The sequence below is a fragment of the Polaromonas sp. P1_G1 genome (genome assembly GCF_056405595.1).
The window spans coordinates 148,802-168,524 of the sequence record NZ_JBFUBU010000011.1 but is presented as its reverse complement, the minus strand read 5'-3'; the positions used below and the strand labels follow the sequence as shown (position 1 = coordinate 168,524).

General features: G+C 64.7%; 26 protein-coding genes. 3 read left to right on the top strand and 23 right to left on the bottom strand.

Going from position 1 to position 19,723, the window contains the following annotated elements; all coding sequences use genetic code 11:
- The first annotated feature begins 120 nt into the window (after positions 1-120).
- The gene (gene mscL, locus AC1D1Y_RS07710) at positions 121-546 is read left to right on the top strand and encodes a large conductance mechanosensitive channel protein MscL (protein WP_477681820.1); all 426 of its coding nucleotides are present in this window, start codon (positions 121-123) and stop codon (positions 544-546) included.
- Between the two features lie 23 nt (positions 547-569).
- On the opposite strand, the gene pdxA is transcribed toward mscL, so the two are convergent.
- Complete coding sequence (pdxA, locus tag AC1D1Y_RS07705) at positions 570-1,610, bottom strand: 4-hydroxythreonine-4-phosphate dehydrogenase PdxA (RefSeq protein ID WP_477681819.1); 1,041 nt, start codon at positions 1,608-1,610, stop codon at positions 570-572.
- A 218-nt stretch (positions 1,611-1,828) separates the two neighbouring features.
- On the opposite strand from pdxA, the gene AC1D1Y_RS07700 reads away from it, so the two are divergent.
- On the top strand, positions 1,829-3,184 hold the full coding sequence (locus tag AC1D1Y_RS07700; protein WP_477681818.1) for a diguanylate cyclase domain-containing protein: 1,356 nt from the start codon (positions 1,829-1,831) through the stop codon (positions 3,182-3,184).
- Positions 3,185-3,206: 22 nt separating this feature from the next.
- Here AC1D1Y_RS07700 and AC1D1Y_RS07695 read toward each other — a convergent pair whose 3' ends face one another.
- On the bottom strand, positions 3,207-3,968 hold the full coding sequence (locus AC1D1Y_RS07695; protein WP_477681817.1) for a Nif3-like dinuclear metal center hexameric protein: 762 nt from the start codon (positions 3,966-3,968) through the stop codon (positions 3,207-3,209).
- Positions 3,969-3,989: 21 nt separating this feature from the next.
- On the bottom strand, positions 3,990-4,511 hold the full coding sequence (locus tag AC1D1Y_RS07690; RefSeq protein WP_477681847.1) for a chalcone isomerase family protein: 522 nt from the start codon (positions 4,509-4,511) through the stop codon (positions 3,990-3,992).
- Positions 4,512-4,825: 314 nt separating this feature from the next.
- On the opposite strand from AC1D1Y_RS07690, the gene AC1D1Y_RS07685 reads away from it, so the two are divergent.
- Complete coding sequence (locus AC1D1Y_RS07685) at positions 4,826-5,986, top strand: S1C family serine protease (protein ID WP_477681816.1); 1,161 nt, start codon at positions 4,826-4,828, stop codon at positions 5,984-5,986.
- A 16-nt stretch (positions 5,987-6,002) separates the two neighbouring features.
- Here AC1D1Y_RS07685 and tatC read toward each other — a convergent pair whose 3' ends face one another.
- The 20 genes from tatC to AC1D1Y_RS07585 form a co-directional block, all read right to left on the bottom strand.
- Positions 6,003-6,803: a twin-arginine translocase subunit TatC gene (tatC, locus tag AC1D1Y_RS07680; protein ID WP_477652457.1), complete on the bottom strand. Its 801-nt coding sequence runs from the start codon at positions 6,801-6,803 to the stop codon at positions 6,003-6,005.
- 67 nt (positions 6,804-6,870) lie between these two features.
- On the bottom strand, positions 6,871-7,338 hold the full coding sequence (tatB, locus tag AC1D1Y_RS07675; protein ID WP_477652456.1) for a Sec-independent protein translocase protein TatB: 468 nt from the start codon (positions 7,336-7,338) through the stop codon (positions 6,871-6,873).
- 17 nt (positions 7,339-7,355) lie between these two features.
- Positions 7,356-7,598 carry a Sec-independent protein translocase subunit TatA gene (gene tatA / locus AC1D1Y_RS07670; RefSeq protein WP_477652455.1) on the bottom strand — a complete coding sequence of 81 codons (243 nt, stop codon included), beginning with the start codon at positions 7,596-7,598 and terminating at the stop codon, positions 7,356-7,358.
- Positions 7,599-7,763: 165 nt separating this feature from the next.
- Entirely contained in the window at positions 7,764-8,123 is a 360-nt protein-coding gene (locus tag AC1D1Y_RS07665; protein WP_477681815.1) for a histidine triad nucleotide-binding protein, read from the bottom strand.
- Between the two features lie 24 nt (positions 8,124-8,147).
- Positions 8,148-8,498 (bottom strand): DUF4870 family protein, encoded by a 351-nt coding sequence (locus tag AC1D1Y_RS07660; protein ID WP_477652453.1) that lies wholly within the window; start codon positions 8,496-8,498, stop codon positions 8,148-8,150.
- A gap of 53 nt (positions 8,499-8,551) precedes the next feature.
- Positions 8,552-8,947, bottom strand: coding sequence for a phosphoribosyl-ATP diphosphatase (locus AC1D1Y_RS07655; RefSeq protein WP_477681814.1), 396 nt, complete (start codon positions 8,945-8,947; stop codon positions 8,552-8,554).
- On the bottom strand, positions 8,934-9,350 hold the full coding sequence (gene hisI / locus AC1D1Y_RS07650) for a phosphoribosyl-AMP cyclohydrolase (protein ID WP_477681813.1): 417 nt from the start codon (positions 9,348-9,350) through the stop codon (positions 8,934-8,936). Before hisI ends, AC1D1Y_RS07655 begins: the two co-directional genes overlap by 14 nt.
- 42 nt (positions 9,351-9,392) lie before the next feature.
- Positions 9,393-10,193 carry an imidazole glycerol phosphate synthase subunit HisF gene (gene hisF / locus AC1D1Y_RS07645; protein WP_477681812.1) on the bottom strand — a complete coding sequence of 267 codons (801 nt, stop codon included), beginning with the start codon at positions 10,191-10,193 and terminating at the stop codon, positions 9,393-9,395.
- A gap of 180 nt (positions 10,194-10,373) precedes the next feature.
- Positions 10,374-11,114, bottom strand: coding sequence for a 1-(5-phosphoribosyl)-5-[(5-phosphoribosylamino)methylideneamino]imidazole-4-carboxamide isomerase (gene hisA / locus AC1D1Y_RS07640; RefSeq protein WP_332700223.1), 741 nt, complete (start codon positions 11,112-11,114; stop codon positions 10,374-10,376).
- A gap of 100 nt (positions 11,115-11,214) precedes the next feature.
- Positions 11,215-11,901, bottom strand: a complete 687-nt coding sequence (hisH, locus tag AC1D1Y_RS07635; RefSeq protein WP_477681811.1) for an imidazole glycerol phosphate synthase subunit HisH — start codon at positions 11,899-11,901, stop codon at positions 11,215-11,217.
- A gap of 110 nt (positions 11,902-12,011) precedes the next feature.
- Complete coding sequence (gene hisB / locus AC1D1Y_RS07630) at positions 12,012-12,638, bottom strand: imidazoleglycerol-phosphate dehydratase HisB (protein ID WP_477677554.1); 627 nt, start codon at positions 12,636-12,638, stop codon at positions 12,012-12,014.
- Entirely contained in the window at positions 12,635-13,729 is a 1,095-nt protein-coding gene (gene hisC / locus AC1D1Y_RS07625; RefSeq protein WP_477681810.1) for a histidinol-phosphate transaminase, read from the bottom strand. The genes hisB and hisC overlap by 4 nt, the downstream gene beginning before the upstream one ends.
- A complete protein-coding gene (locus tag AC1D1Y_RS07620) occupies positions 13,726-14,184 on the bottom strand; it encodes a PIN domain-containing protein (protein WP_477681809.1) in 459 nt (152 codons plus the stop codon). The genes hisC and AC1D1Y_RS07620 overlap by 4 nt, the downstream gene beginning before the upstream one ends.
- A complete protein-coding gene (locus AC1D1Y_RS07615) occupies positions 14,181-14,414 on the bottom strand; it encodes a CopG family transcriptional regulator (protein ID WP_436157475.1) in 234 nt (77 codons plus the stop codon). The genes AC1D1Y_RS07620 and AC1D1Y_RS07615 overlap by 4 nt, the downstream gene beginning before the upstream one ends.
- Before the next feature lie 54 nt (positions 14,415-14,468).
- Complete coding sequence (gene hisD, locus AC1D1Y_RS07610) at positions 14,469-15,785, bottom strand: histidinol dehydrogenase (RefSeq protein WP_477681808.1); 1,317 nt, start codon at positions 15,783-15,785, stop codon at positions 14,469-14,471.
- A gap of 3 nt (positions 15,786-15,788) precedes the next feature.
- Positions 15,789-16,439, bottom strand: a complete 651-nt coding sequence (gene hisG / locus AC1D1Y_RS07605) for an ATP phosphoribosyltransferase (RefSeq protein ID WP_477681807.1) — start codon at positions 16,437-16,439, stop codon at positions 15,789-15,791.
- Positions 16,436-17,704, bottom strand: a complete 1,269-nt coding sequence (murA, locus tag AC1D1Y_RS07600) for a UDP-N-acetylglucosamine 1-carboxyvinyltransferase (RefSeq protein ID WP_477681806.1) — start codon at positions 17,702-17,704, stop codon at positions 16,436-16,438. Before murA ends, hisG begins: the two co-directional genes overlap by 4 nt.
- 7 nt (positions 17,705-17,711) lie before the next feature.
- On the bottom strand, positions 17,712-17,975 hold the full coding sequence (locus AC1D1Y_RS07595; protein WP_477681805.1) for a BolA family protein: 264 nt from the start codon (positions 17,973-17,975) through the stop codon (positions 17,712-17,714).
- A 4-nt stretch (positions 17,976-17,979) separates the two neighbouring features.
- Positions 17,980-18,735, bottom strand: a complete 756-nt coding sequence (locus tag AC1D1Y_RS07590) for an ABC transporter permease (RefSeq protein ID WP_477681804.1) — start codon at positions 18,733-18,735, stop codon at positions 17,980-17,982.
- Positions 18,732-19,697 carry an ABC transporter ATP-binding protein gene (locus AC1D1Y_RS07585; protein WP_477681803.1) on the bottom strand — a complete coding sequence of 322 codons (966 nt, stop codon included), beginning with the start codon at positions 19,695-19,697 and terminating at the stop codon, positions 18,732-18,734. Before AC1D1Y_RS07585 ends, AC1D1Y_RS07590 begins: the two co-directional genes overlap by 4 nt.
- Between the last annotated feature and the right edge of the window lie 26 nt (positions 19,698-19,723).

Genomic DNA, 19,723 nt, shown 5'->3' with positions numbered 1-19,723 from the left:
CTGCCTGTTTTTTAAGCACCATCCGGATTGCACATACTTTGTTTCAAGCCGGGCCCGCGCGCGGGCCGCGCCGGCAGGCCCAGCCTTGATAATGTTTTTTCCAACAAGAGGAGAGACTTCATGGGAATGATGCAGGAATTCAAGGAATTTGCCGTCAAGGGCAACGTGGTCGACCTGGCCGTCGGCGTGATCATTGGCGCGGCCTTCGGCAAGATCGTGGACGCCGTGGTGAGCGACCTGATCATGCCGGTGGTGGGCCTGGTCTTCGGCAAGCTGGATTTTTCCAGCATGTATGTGCTGCTGGGCAACGTGCCTGCCGGCACCGACATGTCGCTGGACGCGCTGCGCAAGGCCGGCGTGCCGGTCTTCGCTTACGGCCACTTCCTGACCGTGACCGTCAACTTCGTCATCCTGGCCTTCATCATTTTCCTGATGGTCAAGCAGATCAACCGCCTCAAGCGCAGCCACGAAGCCGCGCCAGCGCCGGCGGCAACCCCCGAAGACATCGTGCTACTGCGCGAGATCCGCGACAGCCTCAAAAAATAGGCCGTAACGCAGGCCGATAGGCGTCAGCAAGCCGCAAGCCGCCGCGCCATGCGTACGGCGGCCAGCAGGCTGGAGGCATCGGCGCGGCCGCTGCCCGCGATGTCGAAAGCCGTCCCGTGGTCGGGACTGGTGCGCACCAGCGGCAGTCCCAGTGTGACGTTGACCCCCTGCTCCACCCCCAGGTACTTGACCGGGATCAGCCCCTGGTCGTGGTACATCGCGACCACCACATCAAACTCGCCGGGCTTGCCGGCGGCCTGGCGCGCGCGCATGAACACCGTATCGGGCGCGAAGGGGCCGCTCACATCGAGGCCTTCCGCGCGGGCGGCGGCGATGGCCGGGGCGATGATGGTTTGCTCCTCATGGCCGAACAGCCCGCCTTCGCCGGCATGGGGATTGAGCCCGGCCACCGCGATGCGAGGTGCGCGCCCCAAGCTGGCGCCCACGGCGCCGTGCGTGATGCGCAGGGTTTGCAGCACATTGTCGAAAGTCACGGCCTCGATGGCCTGCCTCAGCGACATGTGGATACTGACCAGCACGGTGCGCAGCTCGTCATTGGCCAGCATCATGCGCACCGGCACCTCACTCACGGCTTTGCCCAGAAACGCAGCCGCTTCGGCCTGCAGCATTTCGGTGTGGCCTGGAAAACCGGCCGCCCAGCCACCGGCGGCGGCGGCCAAGGCCTCCTTGTGGATGGGCGCGGTCACCAGCGCCGCGGCCTCGCCGGCCAGCACGCGACGCGACGCCCAGACGATGCAGTCAGCCGCGGCTTGGCCGGCCATGCCGCTGACCTGCCCGTAAGGAACAAGGCTCGGCAAGGCGCACTGTTGCAACACCGGAATGCAGCGCGGCGGCACACCGGGCAACGCCGCCAGGCTGTCCAGCTGCRCCACCGGCAGCGCCAGCGGGGATGCGGTCAGCGCGGCGGCACGGCGCAGCGTGGCCACGTCGCCCACCACGGCACAGCCGGCCAGGTCGGCAGGCGCCTCGCGAAAAGCTTTTGCGATGATTTCCGGGCCTATGCCAGCCGCGTCACCCATGGTGATGAGCAGCGGCTTAGCCACAGCGCATCCCCCGCCGCAATACGGCGAATTCCAGTGGCAAGGTGCATTCCGCGGCCGGACGGACCATAATCGCGAAAAAATGGGTACGCCCGCGAGCGGCATGGCGCCGCGGCTGGCAAAAAAATACGAGGGGTTCGGGCAGATGCATTCTTGGGGTATTTTGGCGCAAACCACAGCGCAGCGGCCGGCAGGCCCTTGCACGCAGCGCTGAGCCGGCCATGAGTGCGGCCGTCCACCCCATGATGCCCGGCGCCGACATGATGCTGTGGAGCGCTGCCGCCGGCGCGCTCGGCCTGGTGGTCCTGCTGGCCCTGGCCGATACCTTTTACAGCCGCACGCGCGCCGCCTCGCAGACGCTGACCTACCTGGCCCTGTGCTGGGTGGTGGTGGTGCTGCTCAGCGGGCTGCCCGCCGCCGCCTGGCCGGACGCGCAAGACCCGCTGGCCACGGCACAGGTCCTGGCCGGGCCGCTGTGCGCGGCCATGGGCAGCTACGGCGCCAGCCAGTGGCTGTCGGCCCACCAGCGCGACCACCTGATGAAAGTCAGCCTCCTGGCGATGACCCTGGTGTGCCTGGCGGGCGGGCCGCTGTGCCTGCTGCTCGCGCCCGAATGGCGCCTGCCGGTCTCCGGCGCGCTGGCGATCGCCAACCTGTCGGTGGTGCTCTGGCTGTCGGTGCGCGCCACGCAGCTGGGCGACCGTATGGCCTGGGGCCTGGCCCTGGGCTGCCTGCTGACCCTGCCCGCGCAAATCGGCCTTTACGGGATGGCGTTGAATACCACGCGGCCGCCGCTGCCGCTGCAGGCCGGCGTGGCGCTGGCGGCGCTGCTCAGCGTGCTCATCACCGCAGCGATGCTGTGGCTGCGCAACCACCAGATCCGGCAGATGATGCAGGGCGAGGTGTCGCGGCGCGACCCCATCACCCAGCTCTACGACGGCGTGGCCATGGTGCAGAAAATCATTCGCGCGCAGCGCCGCCGCCAGCGCACCCGGCGCGACGGCGCCCTGATGGCCGTGCTGCTGTTCGAGCCCGAGCGCCTGCTGCCGCAAATAGGCCAGGCAGGCCTCAACGACATTTACATCCAGCTGGCGCGCCGCATGCAACGCCACACCGGCACCGTGAACCCGGCGGGCCGCTACTACGACCGCTGCTTCGTGGTGCTGCTGGAGACCATGCACTCGCCGCGCTGGATACGCACGCTGGGCCTGCGTGTGGCCACCAGCCTGCGCCGCCCTCTGGACGTGGCCTCGCTGGACGGACGGCACATCCGGATCTCGCCGGACATCGCCGTCGGCATCGTTCACCTGTCGGCCGCCGGCAAGGACGTGGACCAGTTGCTGCACGAAGCGCAGTCGGTCGCCGAAGCCGCACGTGCAATGCGCTCCCGCGCGGCGCTGCTGGACCCGGAAAGCCGCACCGCCGTACCGGTGGAACATGCCGAACTGGGCTCCAGCTGGCGCGCCCTGCGCGATGCCGTGCCGAAGGCAGTTTCACGGCCCAAAACCCCGAAAAACCCGAAAACCGCCGGCATCAAGCCGCCCCGGGCCGGCCGGCCGCGCCACAAGCCGGCTTGACCCTGCCACTGCGGAAAAGGCCTCAGGCCGGGTTGTCGATGTCGATGAACTGGTGGGCCAGGCCCAGTCGGGCCGCGACCTGTCCCGCCACCGCCGGTGCGCCGTAGCGCTCGGAGGCGTGGTGGCCGCAGGCGATGAAGGCCACCCCCATCTCCCGCGCGTAATGCGCTTGCGGCTCGGAAATCTCACCCGTGATGAAAGCATCGGCGCCCGCGGCGATCGCCGCCTCGAAATAACCCTGTGCGCCACCCGTGCACCAGGCGATCCGGTGGATGGCCTTCTGCGCCGGCCCGGCCTGGACCACGGGCCGCCCCAGCACCTGCTGCACATGCGCCGCCAAAGCAGCGGTATCGGCAAAACGGCCGCTGTCGGCGCGCTCCCCCATAAAGCCCAGGTCCTGCTCGCCAAAACGCCCGCTGGCAGCCAGCCCCAGTTGCAGGCCCAGTTGCGCGTTGTTGCCCAGTTCGGGATGCGCATCGAGCGGCAGGTGGTAGGCGTAGAGGTTGATGTCGTGCGCCAGCAGCAACGCCAGGCGCTGCTTCATCCAGCCCGTGATGCGGCCGTCCTGGCCGCGCCAGAACAGGCCGTGGTGCACAAAAATGGCATCGGCCCGCGCGGCAACCGCCGCCTCTATCAGCGCCAGGCTGGCGGTGACGCCGGAGACTATCGTGCGGACTTCAGGCTTGCCCTCGACCTGCAGGCCGTTCGGTCCATAGTCCTTGAAGCGCGCCGGCTGCAAAAGCGCGTCAAAGGCCTGCAGCAAGTCCTGTCGTGTAGTGCTCATGCCTCCATTGTGTCAGGGCACTCAGGTTTTCTCGAGGCCCAGCAGGGCGTCCTTCAGCATGAAGTCGGCCGGCACGGAGCCCAGCCAGATGCCCAGCACCATGCGGAAGAACTCCGCGTCGCCGACCGGCGCGCCCTGCGGCTGCTCGACGATGAAAAAGCTGGTGCCTTTGCCCGGCACGAATTCCATCGCGAACGAATCGCCGGGCATCAACTTGCTGCGGCCCGAGAAGATGTCGATCAGCCGGTTGCTCGACACCGAATGGCGGCTGACCGCATCGCGGCTGGAGTTGTCGGCCATGCCGCGCAGGAAAAGCCGGCCGAGGTCGGTGCCGGAGACTTCCCGCAGCGCCACGAATGCCAGGCGGATGGGCGTGCCCAGCTTCATCGCCTCATCGGCCGACGCCACCTTGCGGCTCGTATACATGGCCATGTCGTAGACCTGGAAAATGGCCTTGAAGCGTGTGCCGGCGCCGTTGAGCTGCAGCGCCGTGCCCTGCACCACCAGGCTGGCCGGAAATTTCGTCGCGGTGGGCGCGGCCAGGACCGGCAACGCCAACCCCGCCGAACCCGCCGCCATAGCGGCCGCGCCGCGCGCGAGCCAGGCCCGCCTTGAACATTGATGCATGAATGTCGCCTCCGTTATGGTTGTTGATCCCGGGACGGCTGTTCCGGCCAGTCCCGCGGCGCGGTCTGGCAGCCGCCCGGAAACATGGTACCGGAGCAAAGCGGCATGCTTGCTTACAAGCGGCCGGGGACCCGAAGCGATAAACTTCATCACCCGGCCGCTCCCCGGCCAGGCCCCTGGCTTCACACCTGTTTGTTCCCCGCATCCCGCGCACCCGCCCCCATCGCTTCATGAAACGTACCTGGCTTCTTTTTTCCCAAACGGTGACCGTCCTGCTGGCCGCCTATTTTGTGGTGGCCACGCTCAAGCCACAGTGGCTGGACCGCGGCAACACGCCCGGTGTCTCCGTGATCGAGGCGCCRGCCGGCAGCGCGCCGCGCAGCCCGGGCGCCGCCGGCGGTTTTGCCTCGGCCGCCAAAACAGCCTCTGCGGCCGTCGTCAGCATCAACACCAGCAAGGCTGCCGCCAGGAACCCGCACGCCGAAGACCCGTGGTTCAAGTTTTTCTTCGGCGACCAGAGCCCCAACGAGCCGCAGGGCGGGCTGGGCAGCGGCGTGATCATCAGCGCCAGCGGCTACATCCTGACCAACAACCATGTGGTCGAGGGCGCCGACGACATCGAGGTCATCCTCAACGACACGCGCAAAGCCAAGGCCCAGGTCATAGGCACGGACCCCGACACCGACCTGGCCATCCTCAAGATCGACCTGGACAAGCTGCCCGTCATCGTGCTGGGCAACTCCGACGCATTGCAGGTCGGCGACCCGGTGATGGCCATCGGCAATCCCTTCGGCGTGGGCCAGACCGTGACCGGCGGCATCGTGAGCGCGCTGGGGCGCAACCAGCTGGGCATCAACACCTTTGAGAACTTCATCCAGACCGACGCRGCCATCAACCCCGGCAACTCGGGCGGCGCGCTGGTCGACGTGAACGGCAACCTGATGGGCATCAACACTGCGATCTACTCGCGCTCGGGCGGCTSCATGGGCATAGGCTTCGCCATTCCGGTGTCCACCGCCAAACAGGTGCTTGAAGGCATCGTGAAGGACGGCCAGGTCACGCGCGGCTGGATAGGCGTGGAGCCGCAGGACCTGAACCCCGAGCTGGCCGAGACCTTCGGCCTCAAGCCCGCCGCGGCCAGGGACGGCGGCGTCATCATCACCGGCGTGCTGCAAAACGGCCCCGCCGCGCAGGCCGGCATACAGCCGGGCGACGTCATCACCGCGGTGGATGGCAAGGGTGTGCGCAATGTGAGCCAGTTGCTGACCGCCGTGGCGGCCCTCAAGCCCGGCACCCCCGCCCCGCTGACGGTGCTGCGCAAGGACAAGCAGACCGAAATCGCCGTCACGCCCGGCAAGCGCCAGCGGCCCAGGGCGCAGCAGCAGCGCTAGGCTGCCGGCGGCCGTTTCAGGATTTGGCCGCTTCGGCGTCGCCGTCGGTTTCGGGCGGCTTGGTGTGCTTGACGAAAAGCAGGGCGGCGAGGATGCCCACTTCATAGAGGCCTCCGACAACGCCCAGCAGCATGATCATCGAGCCCGCGTCCGGCGGCGTGACCAATGCGGTGCCGATGGCGGCCGCCACCCAGAAGTAACCGCGGTACTCGCGCAACTGGGCCACGGTGAGCACGCCCATGCGCACCAGCAGGATCACCGCGATCGGCACCTCAAAGGCCAGCCCAAAGGCCAGAAACATGCCCAGCACGAAGCTCAGGTATTCCTCTATGTCAGGCGTGGCGATGATGGACTTGGGCGCAAAACTCTGGATGAAATGAAACACCTGCCCGAACACGACGAAATAACAAAACGCCACACCGATAAAAAACAGCAGCGTGCTGGAGATCACCAGCGGCATGACCAGCTTTTTCTCGTGCGAGTAAAGGCCCGGCGCCACAAAAGCCCATACCTGATAAAGCACCACCGGCAGCGCGATCATGAAGGCCGCCATGAACAGAATCTTGATCGGCACCACAAAAGGCGTGATCACGCTGATGGCGATCAGTTTGGAGCCCTGGGGCAGGGTTGCCACCAGCGGCGCTGCCATCAGGTCATACAGGGCACTGGCACCGGGATAAAACGCCAGCACCACGGCGGCGATACCGATGGCGATCACCGCTTTGATCATCCGGTCGCGCAGCTCCATGAGGTGCTGCACAAAGGGCTGCTCAGTGCCCGCGAGTTCGTCGGGCTTGTCGGTGTTGGGATCGCTCATGAAGGAAGTTTGCGCTGGGTGGGTGGCGCCGTGGGATGCGCAAAGAACAGAAGGTCAGCGGGAAGGCTCAAGACAGGCGGCCCGGCTGCGGACGGAAACGTGCCACGCGGGCTGCGCCGGACTGCGCGCGGGTGCGCACGCCGGAACGGGCCTTGTACCACTGGGGTGTCGCGCCTTGCTTGAGCCGCCACTTCTTTTTGGGATGCTTGTACTCGGGAAAGATTTCCATGCCCGGCAAGGCGCCTGAGGACGACTCGCCCGTGGCCTCGGCCCAGGACTTCTCGAAGTCGCTGGCATTGGTCTGGATGGAATTCTCGACGTCGCGGGCCGCGCCCTCGACGGTTTCCTTCATCTTCTTGAGTTCGTCCAGCTCCATGGAGCGGTTGACCTCGTTCTTGACGTCGGCCACATAACGCTGGGCTTTCCCCAGCAACATGCCCACGGTGCGCGCCACGCGCGGCAGCTTTTCCGGGCCGATAACGATCAGCGCCACGGCGCCTATCAGCGCCATTTTGGAAATGCCGAGGTCAATCACTGAATGTCAGGCCTGAATTACGACTTCTGGCGAGCTTCGACGTCGATCGTGGTCTTGTCCGAGGCCTGGGCATTCGTCGTGACGCTTGCGGGCGGCACGGGAACGTCGGCGGGAGGCTGGCTGCCGTCCTTCATGCCGTCCTTGAAACCCTTGACCGCGCCACCCAGGTCGCTGCCCATGTTTTTCAGCTTTTTGGTGCCGAAGACCATGACCACGATCAACAGCACGATCAGCCAGTGCCAGATGGAAAATGAACCCATGATTTGCTCCTAATCTGTAAATACAGGTGTAAATGCAATATTGCCGGTTGGGGCGGTTTGCACGCAGTTGCGTTGATTCTAAAGGCCAGTCCCGCCTGGGTACCGATTACACCCATTGGCCTACCGGGTTAGTGTGTTTACGCGGCCCGGGGTTCCCGCTGCTTCCTAGCCCTTCAGCCAGGGGCGAGGGCCCCCGATCACGTGGAAATGCAGGTGGTGAACTTCCTGCCCGCCTTCCGCGCCGGTATTGGTCACGATGCGGTAACCGCCAGCTGGGTAGGGGTTGCAGCCCTGCTCAATCGCCAGCTTGGGCGCCAGCACCATCATGCGGCCCAGCAGCGCGGCGTGTTCGGGACCGACCTGCGCCATGGACGGGATGTGCGCTTTGGGGATGACCAGGAAATGCACCGGCGCCCAGGGATTGATGTCGTGAAAAGCGAACAATTCGTCGTCTTCATAGACCTTGCGGCTGGGGATGGCGCCTGCGGCGATCTTGCAGAAAATGCAATTGTCGGAATGGCTCATGGGGCTTGGTCAGTTTGGAAGGACTTAAGTGGGGCGATGGCTGTTGAAACGCATCCAGCCGCGCACGCAGCGGTACAGGTACCAGAGCCACACGACGACGTAGGCGATAAAACCCGGGAACACAAACAGCAGCCACAGCGGCGACAGCAGCACCAGCCAGCCCAGCGTCCACCAGAAGGTGCGGATCATGTAATTGTGGTGGTCGATGTAGAGCGGGTCGGACTCTTCGGCGCGGCGTATGTAATTGACGATCAGGGCGATCACCGCGAACACGCCGCCGCTGAACCAGGCCAGCGTGTGCAGGCCGTACAACACGTGCATGACAACGCGGTCGTTGGGGTTCTTGCCCTCGAATTCGGCCAGATCGGTTTCCATGGGTCAGCTTCCTGTCACGGTGAAGTCAAAAATGAAATCGGCGGCCGGCGCGCTCACGGTTTTTCGGCCGCGTCGCGGTGCTGGGCCTTGCGCAGCGCCTTTTCCTCGATGCCGCTGGTGCCTTCGCGGCGCTCCAGCTCGGCGATCACGTCGGCCGGGCTCAGGCCGTAGTGCGCCAGCGCGATCAGGCTGTGAAACCACAGGTCGGCGACTTCACCGACCAGCTTGCCCTTGAGCTCGTTCGACGCGCCGCCCTGGGCCAGCGCACAGTCGATGTCCTTGGCGGCCATCACGGTTTCGGTGGCCTCCTCGCCGATTTTCTTCAAAAAGGCGTCGGGGCCCTTGTGCAGCAGGCGCGCCACATAGCTTTTGTCCGGGTCGCCACCGTTGGCCGCTTTGCGGCTTTCGATGATAAGCGCCAGGCGCTGGAGGGAGTCATTCGTGGTCATGTTTGCCGGGAGTCTGTTTGTACATGGTTGTCGGGTCTTTCAGGACCGGCTCGGTCACCACCCACCGGCCGTCTTTATACACACTGAAAAAGCAGCTGTGACGGCCCGTGTGGCAGGCGATGCCCGGCGTGTGGCCCAGCTGCGTCACCTTGAGCAGGATCACGTCGTTGTCGCAGTCCAGGCGGATTTCATGCACCGTTTGCTGATTGCCGGATTCCTCGCCCTTGTGCCAGAGACGGCCGCGCGAGCGGCTGTAGTAGACCGCCTGGCCCAGCTCGGCGGTTTTTTGCAGCGCCTCGCGGTTCATCCAGGCGAACATGAGCACATCGCCGCTGGAGGCTTCCTGTGCAATGACAGGGATCAGGCCCTTGTCGTCCCAGCTAACATCGTCTAACCAGTTCATGGGGCTATTGTCGGGGATTGCACGAAGCCTGCGGAGGTTGCGTCACATCCTCACGGGGATACCCCGTTTTGCCATATGTTGCTTGGCCTGCAACACTGTGTATTCGCCGTAATGAAAAATGCTGGCGGCCAGCACTGCATCGGCGCCGCCCGTCTGCACGCCGTCGGCCAGGTGTTCCAGGTTGCCGACGCCGCCCGAGGCGATCACCGGCACGCTGACGGCATCGCTCACCGCGCGGGTCAGGGCCAGGTCGAAGCCCGACTTGGTGCCGTCGCGGTCCATGCTGGTCAGCAAAATCTCACCGGCGCCGCGCCGTGCCATGTCGGTGGCCCAGGCCACGGCGTCCAGGCCGGTGTTTTTGCGCCCGCCATGGCTGTAGACGTCCCAGCCCGGGCCCACGGGCTCGCCGGCGGGGGTCAGGCGTTTTTCGTCTTCCGCGTTGCGGCGCTTGGCGTCAATGGCCACCACGATGCATTGCGAGCCGTATTTGGCCGACGCGTCGGCGATCACCTGCGGATTGGCGATGGCGGCCGAGTTGAAACTGGTCTTGTCGGCCCCGGAATTGAGCAGGCGCCGCACGTCTTCGACGGTGCGCACACCGCCGCCCACCGTCAGGGGAATGAAGACCTGCGAGGCCACAGCCTCGATGATGKGCARGATCAGGTCGCGCCCGTCGCTGGTGGCMGTGATGTCGAGRAAMGTGAGTTCGTCGGCGCCYTGKTCGTTGTAGCGSGCGGCGATTTCCACCGGGTCGCCTGCGTCACGCAGTTGGGTGAAGTTGACGCCCTTGACCACGCGGCCGCCAGTGACGTCAAGGCAAGGGATGATTCGTTTGGCGAGCATGTTGGGTTCAGTGGACCTGGCGATGATTGAAGATGCCTCTAGGAGTGCCTAGAAATTCGATTGTCGGGATGCAGGGCAAGGCGCCCGGAGCGCAGGAACCGGAATGCACTTGCGGTGCATGAGGATTTCGAGCACCGCGCAACGCCGCCATGAGCCCGAGAATCGGATTTATAGGCACTCCTAGCCGTTCAACTCATCTGCTCTGGCCTGAGCCTTCTCAAAATCCAAGTCGCCGCTGTAGATCGAACGGCCGCAGATCACGCCTTCCACACCTTCTTCCTCGACCTCACAGAGCTTTTCGATGTCGGCCATGTTCGAAAGGCCGCCAGACGCGATCACGGGAATCGTCAGCGCCTGGGCCAGTTTGACGGTGGCATCGATGTTGATGCCGGTCAGCATGCCGTCGCGGCCGATGTCGGTGTAGATGATGGATTCGACGCCGTAGTCCTGGAATTTCTTGCCCAGGTCTATGACCTCATGGCCGGTCATCTTGCTCCAGCCGTCGGTGGCGACCTTGCCGTCCTTGGCGTCCAGGCCGACGATGATGTGGCCGCCGAAGGCGGTGCAAGCATCCTGCAGGAAACCCGGGTTCTTGACGGCGGCCGTGCCGATGATGACGTAGCGCAGGCCGGCGTCGAGGTAGCGCTCGATGGTGTCCAGGTCGCGGATGCCGCCGCCCAGTTGCACGTCGATTTCGCTGCCCACTTCGGCCAGGATCTGCTTGATGGCCGCCTCGTTCTTGGGCTTGCCCGCGAAGGCGCCGTTCAGATCCACCAGGTGCAGGCGCCGCGCGCCCTTGTCGACCCAGCTGCGCGCCATGGCGGCCGGGTCTTCGCTGAAGATGGTGGATTGATCCATGTCGCCCTGTTTGAGGCGGACGCAGTGACCGTCTTTCAGGTCAATCGCGGGGATGAGTAGCATGTGGCGGTAAAAAAGACGGTAAAAAAAGAAAACGGGTGCTCAGGGTAACAAAAAGCGGGAAGCCCCGATACCGGGTCTGACCCAAGGCGGCTGTGAGTGGCTACGGGTTCCAGTGCAGGAAATTGCGGTACAGGGCCAGCCCGTGGTCGGCGCTTTTCTCGGGGTGGAACTGGGTGGCAAAAATATTATCGCGTGCAATCGCCGCCGCGAAGCGCGCGCCGTAATCGGCCTCGCCGGCGATGTGGCGCGCATCCGACGGGCGGGCATAAAAGCTGTGCACGAAGTAAAAGTAGGCGCCGTCGGGCACGCCGGCCCAGACCGGGTGGGGTGCCGTGCCCGCACCATTTTGGTAAACCTGGTTCCAGCCCATCTGGGGTACCTTGTAGCGGCTCCCGTCAGGCTGTGTCCTGCCCGCCAGTTCGAACTTGACGACCTGGCCCGGAATCAGCCCCAGGCCGGGGGTGCCGGCACCGCCGTCGCCGGGCTGGCCTTCGTCGCTGTGGCTCAGCAGCATTTGCATGCCCACACAGACGCCGAACAGCGGTTTGTGGGCCGCCGCGTGCAGCACCGACTCCAGCATGCCGGAATCGGCGAGCTCACGCATGCAGTCGGCAATGGCGCCCTGGCCGGGCAGCACAATGCGCTCGGCGTTCATGACGTCTTCGGCTTTGGAGGTGACCAGCACCTCAAAGCCGCTGCCCGCCGCCACATGGCGCACGGCCTGCGAGACAGAGTGCAGGTTGCCCATGCCGTAGTCGACCACGGCCACTGTTTTGGGTTTTGCCATCAGGGGTTCAAGAAGGGTTGGCTGTGAATTTAAGGGCTGCCGGCGCCCATTGTTAGGGGGCGATGCCAAAAACAAAGGTGGGTTTCGGCGCGGCGGCTTTGGGAAGAAGCTTAAAGCGAGCCCTTGGTCGAAGGGATCACACCGGCCGCGCGCGGGTCTATCTCCAGCGCCATGCGCAGCGCGCGGGCAAAGGCCTTGAACACGGTCTCGGCTTGGTGGTGGGCGTTTTCACCCTTGAGGTTGTCGATGTGCAAGGTCACGAAGGCATGGTTCACAAAACCCTGGAAGAACTCGTAGGCCAGCTGGCTGTCGAAGGTGCCGATCATGCCGCTCTTGAAGGGCACGTGCATCTCCAGGCCCGGGCGGCCCGAAAAATCGACCACCACCCGCGACAGCGCCTCATCGAGCGGCACATAGGCGTGGCCGTAACGGCGCAGGCCTTTCTTGTCGCCCACGGCCTTGGCCACGGCCTGGCCCAGCGTGATGCCCACGTCTTCCACCGTGTGGTGGCCGTCGATGTGCAGGTCGCCCTTGGCCTGGATGTCCAGGTCGATCAGCCCGTGGCGGGCGATCTGGTCCAGCATGTGGTCGAAAAAGCCTATGCCCGTGGACAGGCTGGCCTTGCCGGTGCCGTCCAGGTTGAGCTTGACGGTGATCTGGGTCTCCGCCGTGTTGCGCGAAACTTCGGCCGTCCGGGGCGCCAGGGGAACGGTGGAAACAGGTGTGGGGGTAGTCATAGGGATTTTTCAAGCGCCGCCAGCATTTGCGCGTTCTCGTCCGCGGTGCCGACCGTCAGGCGCAAACAATTGGCCAGCAATGGATGCATTTTAGAAACGTTTTTAACCAGGACCTTGTGCGATTTCATGCCGTCAAAGGTTTTGGCCGCATCGGGCACGCGCACCAGGATCATGTTGGCATCGCTTTTCCAGGTTTTGACACCTCTGGACGCCATGCCGGCCAGCGCGTCCATCAGCGCGGCGCGCTGGGCCACCAGGTCCTGGGCCTGGGCGGCGAATTCTTCCTGGTGCTCTAGCGCGAACAGTGCGCATTCGTAGTTGAGCACGCTGATGTTGTAGGGTGGGCGCACCTTGTCGACCTCGGCAATCAGGGCCTTGGGCCCCATCATGTAGCCGAGGCGTACGCCGGCCAGGCCGAACTTGCTCAGGGTGCGCATCAGCAGCACGTGGCCATGTTTGGCGATACGGTCGATATAACTTTTGCTCGAGAAGGGCTGGTAAGCCTCGTCCATCACGACCAGCCCAGGCGCGGCTTCGACGATCTTTTCGATCACCGCGTCGTCCCACAGGTTGGCCGTGGGATTGTTCGGATAGGCCAGGTAGATGATGGAGGGCTGGTGTTCCTGGATGGCGGCCAGCATGGCGGCTTCGTCCAGCTCAAAGTCGGCCGTCAGCGGCACGCCGATGAATTTCAGGCCCTGCAGCTGGGCGCTCATGCCGTACATCACAAAGCCCGGCAGAGGCGCCAATATCGAGCCGCCCTCCACGTCGCATGCCATGGCCAGCAGCGAGATCAACTCGTCCGAGCCGTTGCCCAGCATGATGTCGAAGCCCTCGGGCATGCGCGCGTAGTCAGCCAGTGCCTTGCGAAGGTCGTTGACCCGGCCGTCGGGGTAACGGTTCAGCGCCAGCGCACCCAGGCGCAGGCCCAGCTTGGCCTGCAGCGCCGCAGGCAGCCGATGCGGGTTCTCCATGGCGTCAAGCTTGACCATGCCGGCCGAGTCCTGGATGGCGTAGGCATGCATGGACTGCACGTCCTGGCGTATCAGTTTTTTGAGCTTGTTATCCAACAGAGGGGCAGGCAGGGTCATGCAAGGGGCTCCAACAGTTCAACGCCGGTTTTAAAAGGATTGATCACCTGCACACCGCCGTAGTGCTGCTCATGCGCCAGGTTTTCGCTGAGCAGGTAGCGGCAACCCAGGTGCTGCGCCGCCGCGACCACCAGGCTGTCCCGGTAATCCAGGCCATAGCGGCTTTCCACCGCCCAGGCGGACTCGACGGTGGCGTGGTCGGTCAACCAGGGCTGCCAGAGTTCATAGCGGCGCACCTCGGCGCGCGCATCGCCCGCGGGCATGGGCGGCTGGATCTTGCGCGTGGCCAGCAGGTAAAACTCATTGAGCACCTGCGTGCTGGTGCGGCCCAGGCCGCGCCGCCACAACACGGCCAGCCAGGCCAGCGCGGCTTGTTGCCGGGCCGGGTCGGCGCCGTCTTCGCTGTAGAGCAGGATGCTGGCGTCCACAAAAACGTTGTTCGAAGCCTCGCTCATGCGCCCGCCTCATCCAGGTCGACGCGCCTGGGATAGGGCTGGCCGTCGGACACCCATAGCCGGTCCTTGTTTTGCCAGTCGTGCATGGCGCGCTGGTAGGCGTCTGTGCGCTGCATCTTCTCGGCCAGCATCTCGCCCACCAGGCGCGAGACGCTGGTATTGCGCCGCGCCGCCTCGATGCGCGCCCATTCCAGGGCAGCATCGTCGACGGTGATGGTGACGTTCTTCATGGCTCAAAGTTTACACGAATTTCGTGTTGCACGAAATTCGTGTGATTTAAAGCCTTATTTCAGCCGCATCTCGGCCGCCCGCGCATGCGCCTGCAGGCCTTCACCGTAAGCCAGCTCGGCGGCGATCTTGCCCAGCACCTGGGCGCCGGCTTCGCTGACTTCGATCAGGCTGGAACGCTTCTGGAAGTCGTAGACACCCAGCGGTGAGCTGAAACGCGCCGTGCCGCTGGTGGGCAGCACGTGGTTGGGGCCTGCGCAGTAGTCGCCCAGCGATTCGCTGGTGTAGGCGCCCAGGAAAATGGCGCCAGCGTGCTTGAGCAGGGGTTCCCACTTGTGCGGGTCGCGGCTGGAGACTTCCAGGTGTTCGGGCGCGATGCGGTTGCTGATCGCGCAGGCCTCTTCCATGCTGCGCGTGTGGATCAGCGCGCCGCGCCCGCTCAGGGATTTGGCGATGATCTCGGCGCGCGGCATGTCGGGCAGCAGGCGGTCTATGGCGGCCTGCACGGCGTCGATATACGCGGCGTCGGGGCACAGCAGGATGCTTTGGGCCAGTTCATCATGCTCGGCCTGGCTGAACAAGTCCATCGCGACCCAGTCAGCCGGCGTGCTGCCGTCGGCCAGCACCAGGATTTCCGAAGGGCCGGCGATCATGTCTATGCCCACCGTGCCGAAGACGCGCTTCTTGGCGCTGGCGACGTAGGCATTGCCGGGGCCGGTGATCTTGTCGACCTTGGACACCGTTTGTGTGCCATAGGCCAGCGCGGCCACGGCCTGCGCGCCGCCAATGGTGAAGGCGCGGGTCACGCCGGCCACGTAGGCGGCGGCCAGCACCAGGGCGTTTTTCTCGCCTTTGGGCGTGGGCACGACCATGATGATTTCGCCGACGCCGGCCACATGGGCCGGGATGGCGTTCATCAGCACCGACGAAGGATAAGCGGCCTTGCCGCCGGGTACATAGATGCCGACGCGATCCAGCGGCGTGACTTTCTGGCCCAGCAGGGTGCCGTCTTCGTCGCGATAGCTCCAGCTTTCGCCGCTGGCCTTCTTCTGGGCCTCGTGGTAGCTGCGCACACGGCGCGCAGCGGCTTCGAGTGCATCGCGCTGCGCCGCCGGGATCGCATCAAACGCGGCCTTCAGCTCGGCTTGCGTGAGTTCCAGCTGGCCCATGGCGGCCGCGTCCAGGCCGTCAAAGCGCGCGGTGTATTCCAGCACCGCCGCATCGCCACGCCGCTGCACGTCGGCCAGGATGTCGGCCACGCGCTGCTCGATGGCGGCGTCGGTGTCGGCGGACCAATGCAGGCGCGCCTTGAATTCGGCCTCAAAGTTGGCGGAAACAGTGGACAGGCGGGCGGGTGCGGCGGTCGGCTTCATGGGTCAGGATTTTCGCGAGGAGGCCGTGGCGGCCGAAAGGGCATCTATGAGCTGGCGGATCGGCTCTTGCTTGAGCTTGAGCGCGGTCTGGTTCACTATCAGGTGCGAGCTGATGTCCATGATGCGCTCGACTTCGACCAGATGGTTGGCCTTGAGCGTGCTGCCGGTGGAGACCAGGTCGACGATGGCGTCGGCCAGGCCCGTGAGCGGCGCGAGTTCCATGCTGCCGTAGAGCTTGATCAGGTCGACGTGCACGCCCTTGGTGGCGAAGAAGTCGCGCGCGATTGCCACGTATTTGGTGGCGACCTTGAGGCGCGAACCCTGGCGCACGGCGGCGGCGTAGTCAAAACCCTCGCGCACGGCCACGCTGATGCGGCATTTGGCGATCTGCAGATCGAGCGGCTGGTACAAGCCCTGGCTGCCGGACTCGAGCAGGGTGTCCTTGCCGACCACGCCGATGTCGGCGCCGCCGTACTGCACGTAAGTGGGCACGTCGGTGGCGCGCACCAGCACCACGCGCACGCCGGGCTGGTTGGTGTCCAGGATCAGCTTGCGGGATTTTTCGGGGTCGTCCAGCACCTCGATGCCGGCCGTTTTCAGCAACGGCAGGATGTCGTCGAAGATGCGGCCCTTGGACAGCGCGAGCGTAATCATGCTTTCACCCGTTCTATGTCTGCGCCGATTCCGCGCAATTTCGCTTCCATCTGGTCGTAGCCTCGGTCCAGGTGGTAGATGCGGTCCACCAGGGTTTCGCCTTCGGCCACCAGGCCGGCGATCACCAGGCTGGCGGAGGCGCGCAGGTCGGTGGCCATAACGGTGGCGCCGGAAAGTTTCTCAACGCCCTCCATCACCGCGACCTTGCCTTCGATCTGGATCTTGGCGCCCAGGCGCACCATCTCGTTGACGTGCATGAAGCGGTTCTCAAAAATCGTCTCGGTCACGGTGCTGCCGCCCAGGGCGATGGCGTTGAGCGCCATGAACTGCGCCTGCATGTCGGTCGGGAAACCGGGGTATTCGGTGGTGCGAAAGGATTGCGCCTTCATGCGGCCGCTGGCCTGGATGCGGATAAAACCCTCGCCCGCCGTCACGGTGGCGCCGGCTTCGCGCAGCTTGTCGATCACGGCGTCGAGGTGGTCGGCGCGGCCGTGCTTGAGTACGACGTCGCCGCCGGCGGCCGCCACGGCGCACAGAAAGGTGCCGGTCTCAATGCGGTCGGCCACCACCTGGTGAGTGCAGCCGTGCAGGCGCTCCACGCCCTGGATACGGATACGGCGCGTGCCGTGGCCTTCGATCTTCGCGCCCATCTTGATGAGCATTTCAGCCAGGTCGCCGATTTCCGGCTCCTGGGCCGCGTTTTCCAGGATGGTCTCACCTTCGGCCAGGCTGGCGGCCATCAGGAAGTTTTCTGTCCCGGTGACGGTCACCATGTCGGTGGTGATGCTGGTGCCCTTGAGCCGCTTCTGACCGGCCGGCAGCTTGGCCAGCATGTAGCCGTGCTCCACCGCGATCTCGGCGCCCATGGCCTGAAGACCCTTGATGTGTTGGTCCACCGGGCGCGAACCGATCGCGCAGCCGCCCGGCAGCGAGACCGTGGCTTCGCCGAAGCGCGCCAGCAGCGGTCCCAGGGCCAGCACGGAGGCGCGCATGGTCTTGACCAGCTCATAGGGCGCCTCGGGAGAACTGAGCTTGCCGGCGTTGATGCGCACCGTGCCGTCATCGCCGCGCTCGGCCTCGACACCCATGTTGCGGATCAGCTTGAGCATGGTGGCGACGTCCTGCAGGCGTGGCACGTTGCGCAAGGTAACGTCGTCGGCCGTCAGCAGCGCGGCGCACAGCTCGGGCAACGCGGCGTTCTTGGCGCCGGAAATCTCGACCGTGCCGGCCAGCGGCTTGCCGCCCTTGATAAGTAGTTTGTCCATGTTTTATTCAGTTCGCGTTGCTGTTGTCGTTGCTGTTGTTATTGGCCCATTCGGCCGGCGTATAGGTTTTCATCGACAGCGCATGCACCTCGTCGGTCTGCATGCGGCCGCCCAAGGTGGCATAGACCTTCTGGTGGCGCTGGATCAGGCGCTGGCCTTCAAAGGCGCTGGAGACCACGGTGGCATACCAGTGGCGGCCGTCGCCCGACAGCTCGAGGTGCTCGCAGGGCAGGCCCGCGGCGATGATGGATTGGAGTTCTTCGCTGGTCATGTTTCTAGTGTCTTATCTTGTAGCCGGTGCGCAGCAGGTTGATGGCCACCGCGCTGACGGCCAGCAGGGCCGTCGCCACGATGCCCAGGCTCAGCCACGGCGAAACGTCGCTGACGCCGAAAAAGCCATAGCGGAAGCCGTCAATCATGTAGAAGAAGGGGTTCAGGTGGCTGACCTTCTGCCAGAAAGGCGGCAGCGAGTGGATGGAGTAAAACACGCCGCTCAGGAAGGTCATGGGCATGATGACGAAGTTCTGGAACGCCGCCATCTGGTCGAACTTCTCGGACCACAGGCCGGCGATCACACCCAGCGCGCCCAGCATGGCGGCGCCCAGCACCGCGAACAGCACGATCCACAGCGGCGCCACAAAAGCCGGCTGGCCGAAAAACACGGTGACGGCGAACACGCCCACACCCACCAGCAGGCCGCGCGCGACCGAAGAGCCCACATAAGCAAAAAACCAGTGCCAGTGCGACAGCGGCGTGAGCAGCACAAACACCAGGCTGCCCATGATCTTGCTCTGGATCAGCGAGGAGGAACTGTTGGCGAAGGCGTTCTGCAGCACGCTCATCATCACCAGGCCCGGCACCAGGAAGGCGGTGTAGCTGACCTGGTTGTAAACCTTGACCTGGTCCTGCAGTACGTGGCCGAAGATCAGCATGTAGAGCACGGCGGTCAGCACGGGCGCKSCCACCGTCTGAAAACCCACCTTCCAGAARCGCAAGGTCTCTTTGTAGAGCAGTGTTTGCCAGCCGGTCATGTTGCTACTTTCGCGAGGTCTACCGCCACGGCCGCGGTCTCGCCGGCGGGCTTCTTGTTCATGACGTCGAGGAAGACGTCTTCCAGGTCGGCTTTGCGGATTTCAACGTCTTCGGCCACCAGGCCCGCCTCGCGGATGGCCGCGAGGTATTGCTCGATTTCGTTCGCATTGTGGGCCGGAAACTGCACGATGCGGCCGGTGATGCGGGCCTGCACGGCCAGGTGCATGGGCAGTTCGCTGTCGATCTTGAAACGCAGCACGTTGGAGGACGCCGCCTTGAGCAGCTCGGAAGTCTGCGCCAGCGCCACCACCCGGCCCTGCTTGAGCATGGCGATGCGGCTGCACAAGGCCTCGGCTTCTTCGAGGTAATGCGTGGTCAGCAACACGGTGCTGCCCTGCTTGTTGAGTTTGGCGATGAACTGCCACAGGGTCTGGCGCAGTTCCACATCGACGCCGGCGGTGGGCTCATCCAGCACGATGACCTGCGGCTTGTGCACCAGGGCCTGCGCCACCAGCACGCGGCGCTTCATGCCGCCCGAGAGCTGGCGCATGTTGGCATTGGCCTTGTCGGCCAGGCCCAGGCTGACCAGCAGCTCGTCGATCCAGTCGTCGTTGTGCTTGATGCCGAAATAGCCGGACTGGATGCGCAAGGCCTCGCGTACCGAGAAGAAGGGGTCRAACACCAGCTCTTGCGGCACCACRCCSAGCTTGCGSCKGGCRTYGGCATAGTCRGTCWGCACRTCGCTGCCGTGTACCTTGACGCTACCGCCGCTGGCGCGCGACAGGCCGGCCAGTATGCTGATGAGGGAGGTTTTTCCAGCGCCGTTGGGGCCCAGCAAGCCAAAAAATTCGCCCTGCCGGATATCGAAACTGACGTCGTCAAGCGCCTTGACGACGGGACCTGTCTGATTTCRCGCGGAGGAGTAGGTTTTGGAGACGGACTGGAATGAGATCGCTGGCATGAGCCCGCCATTTTAAGGGCTGATGC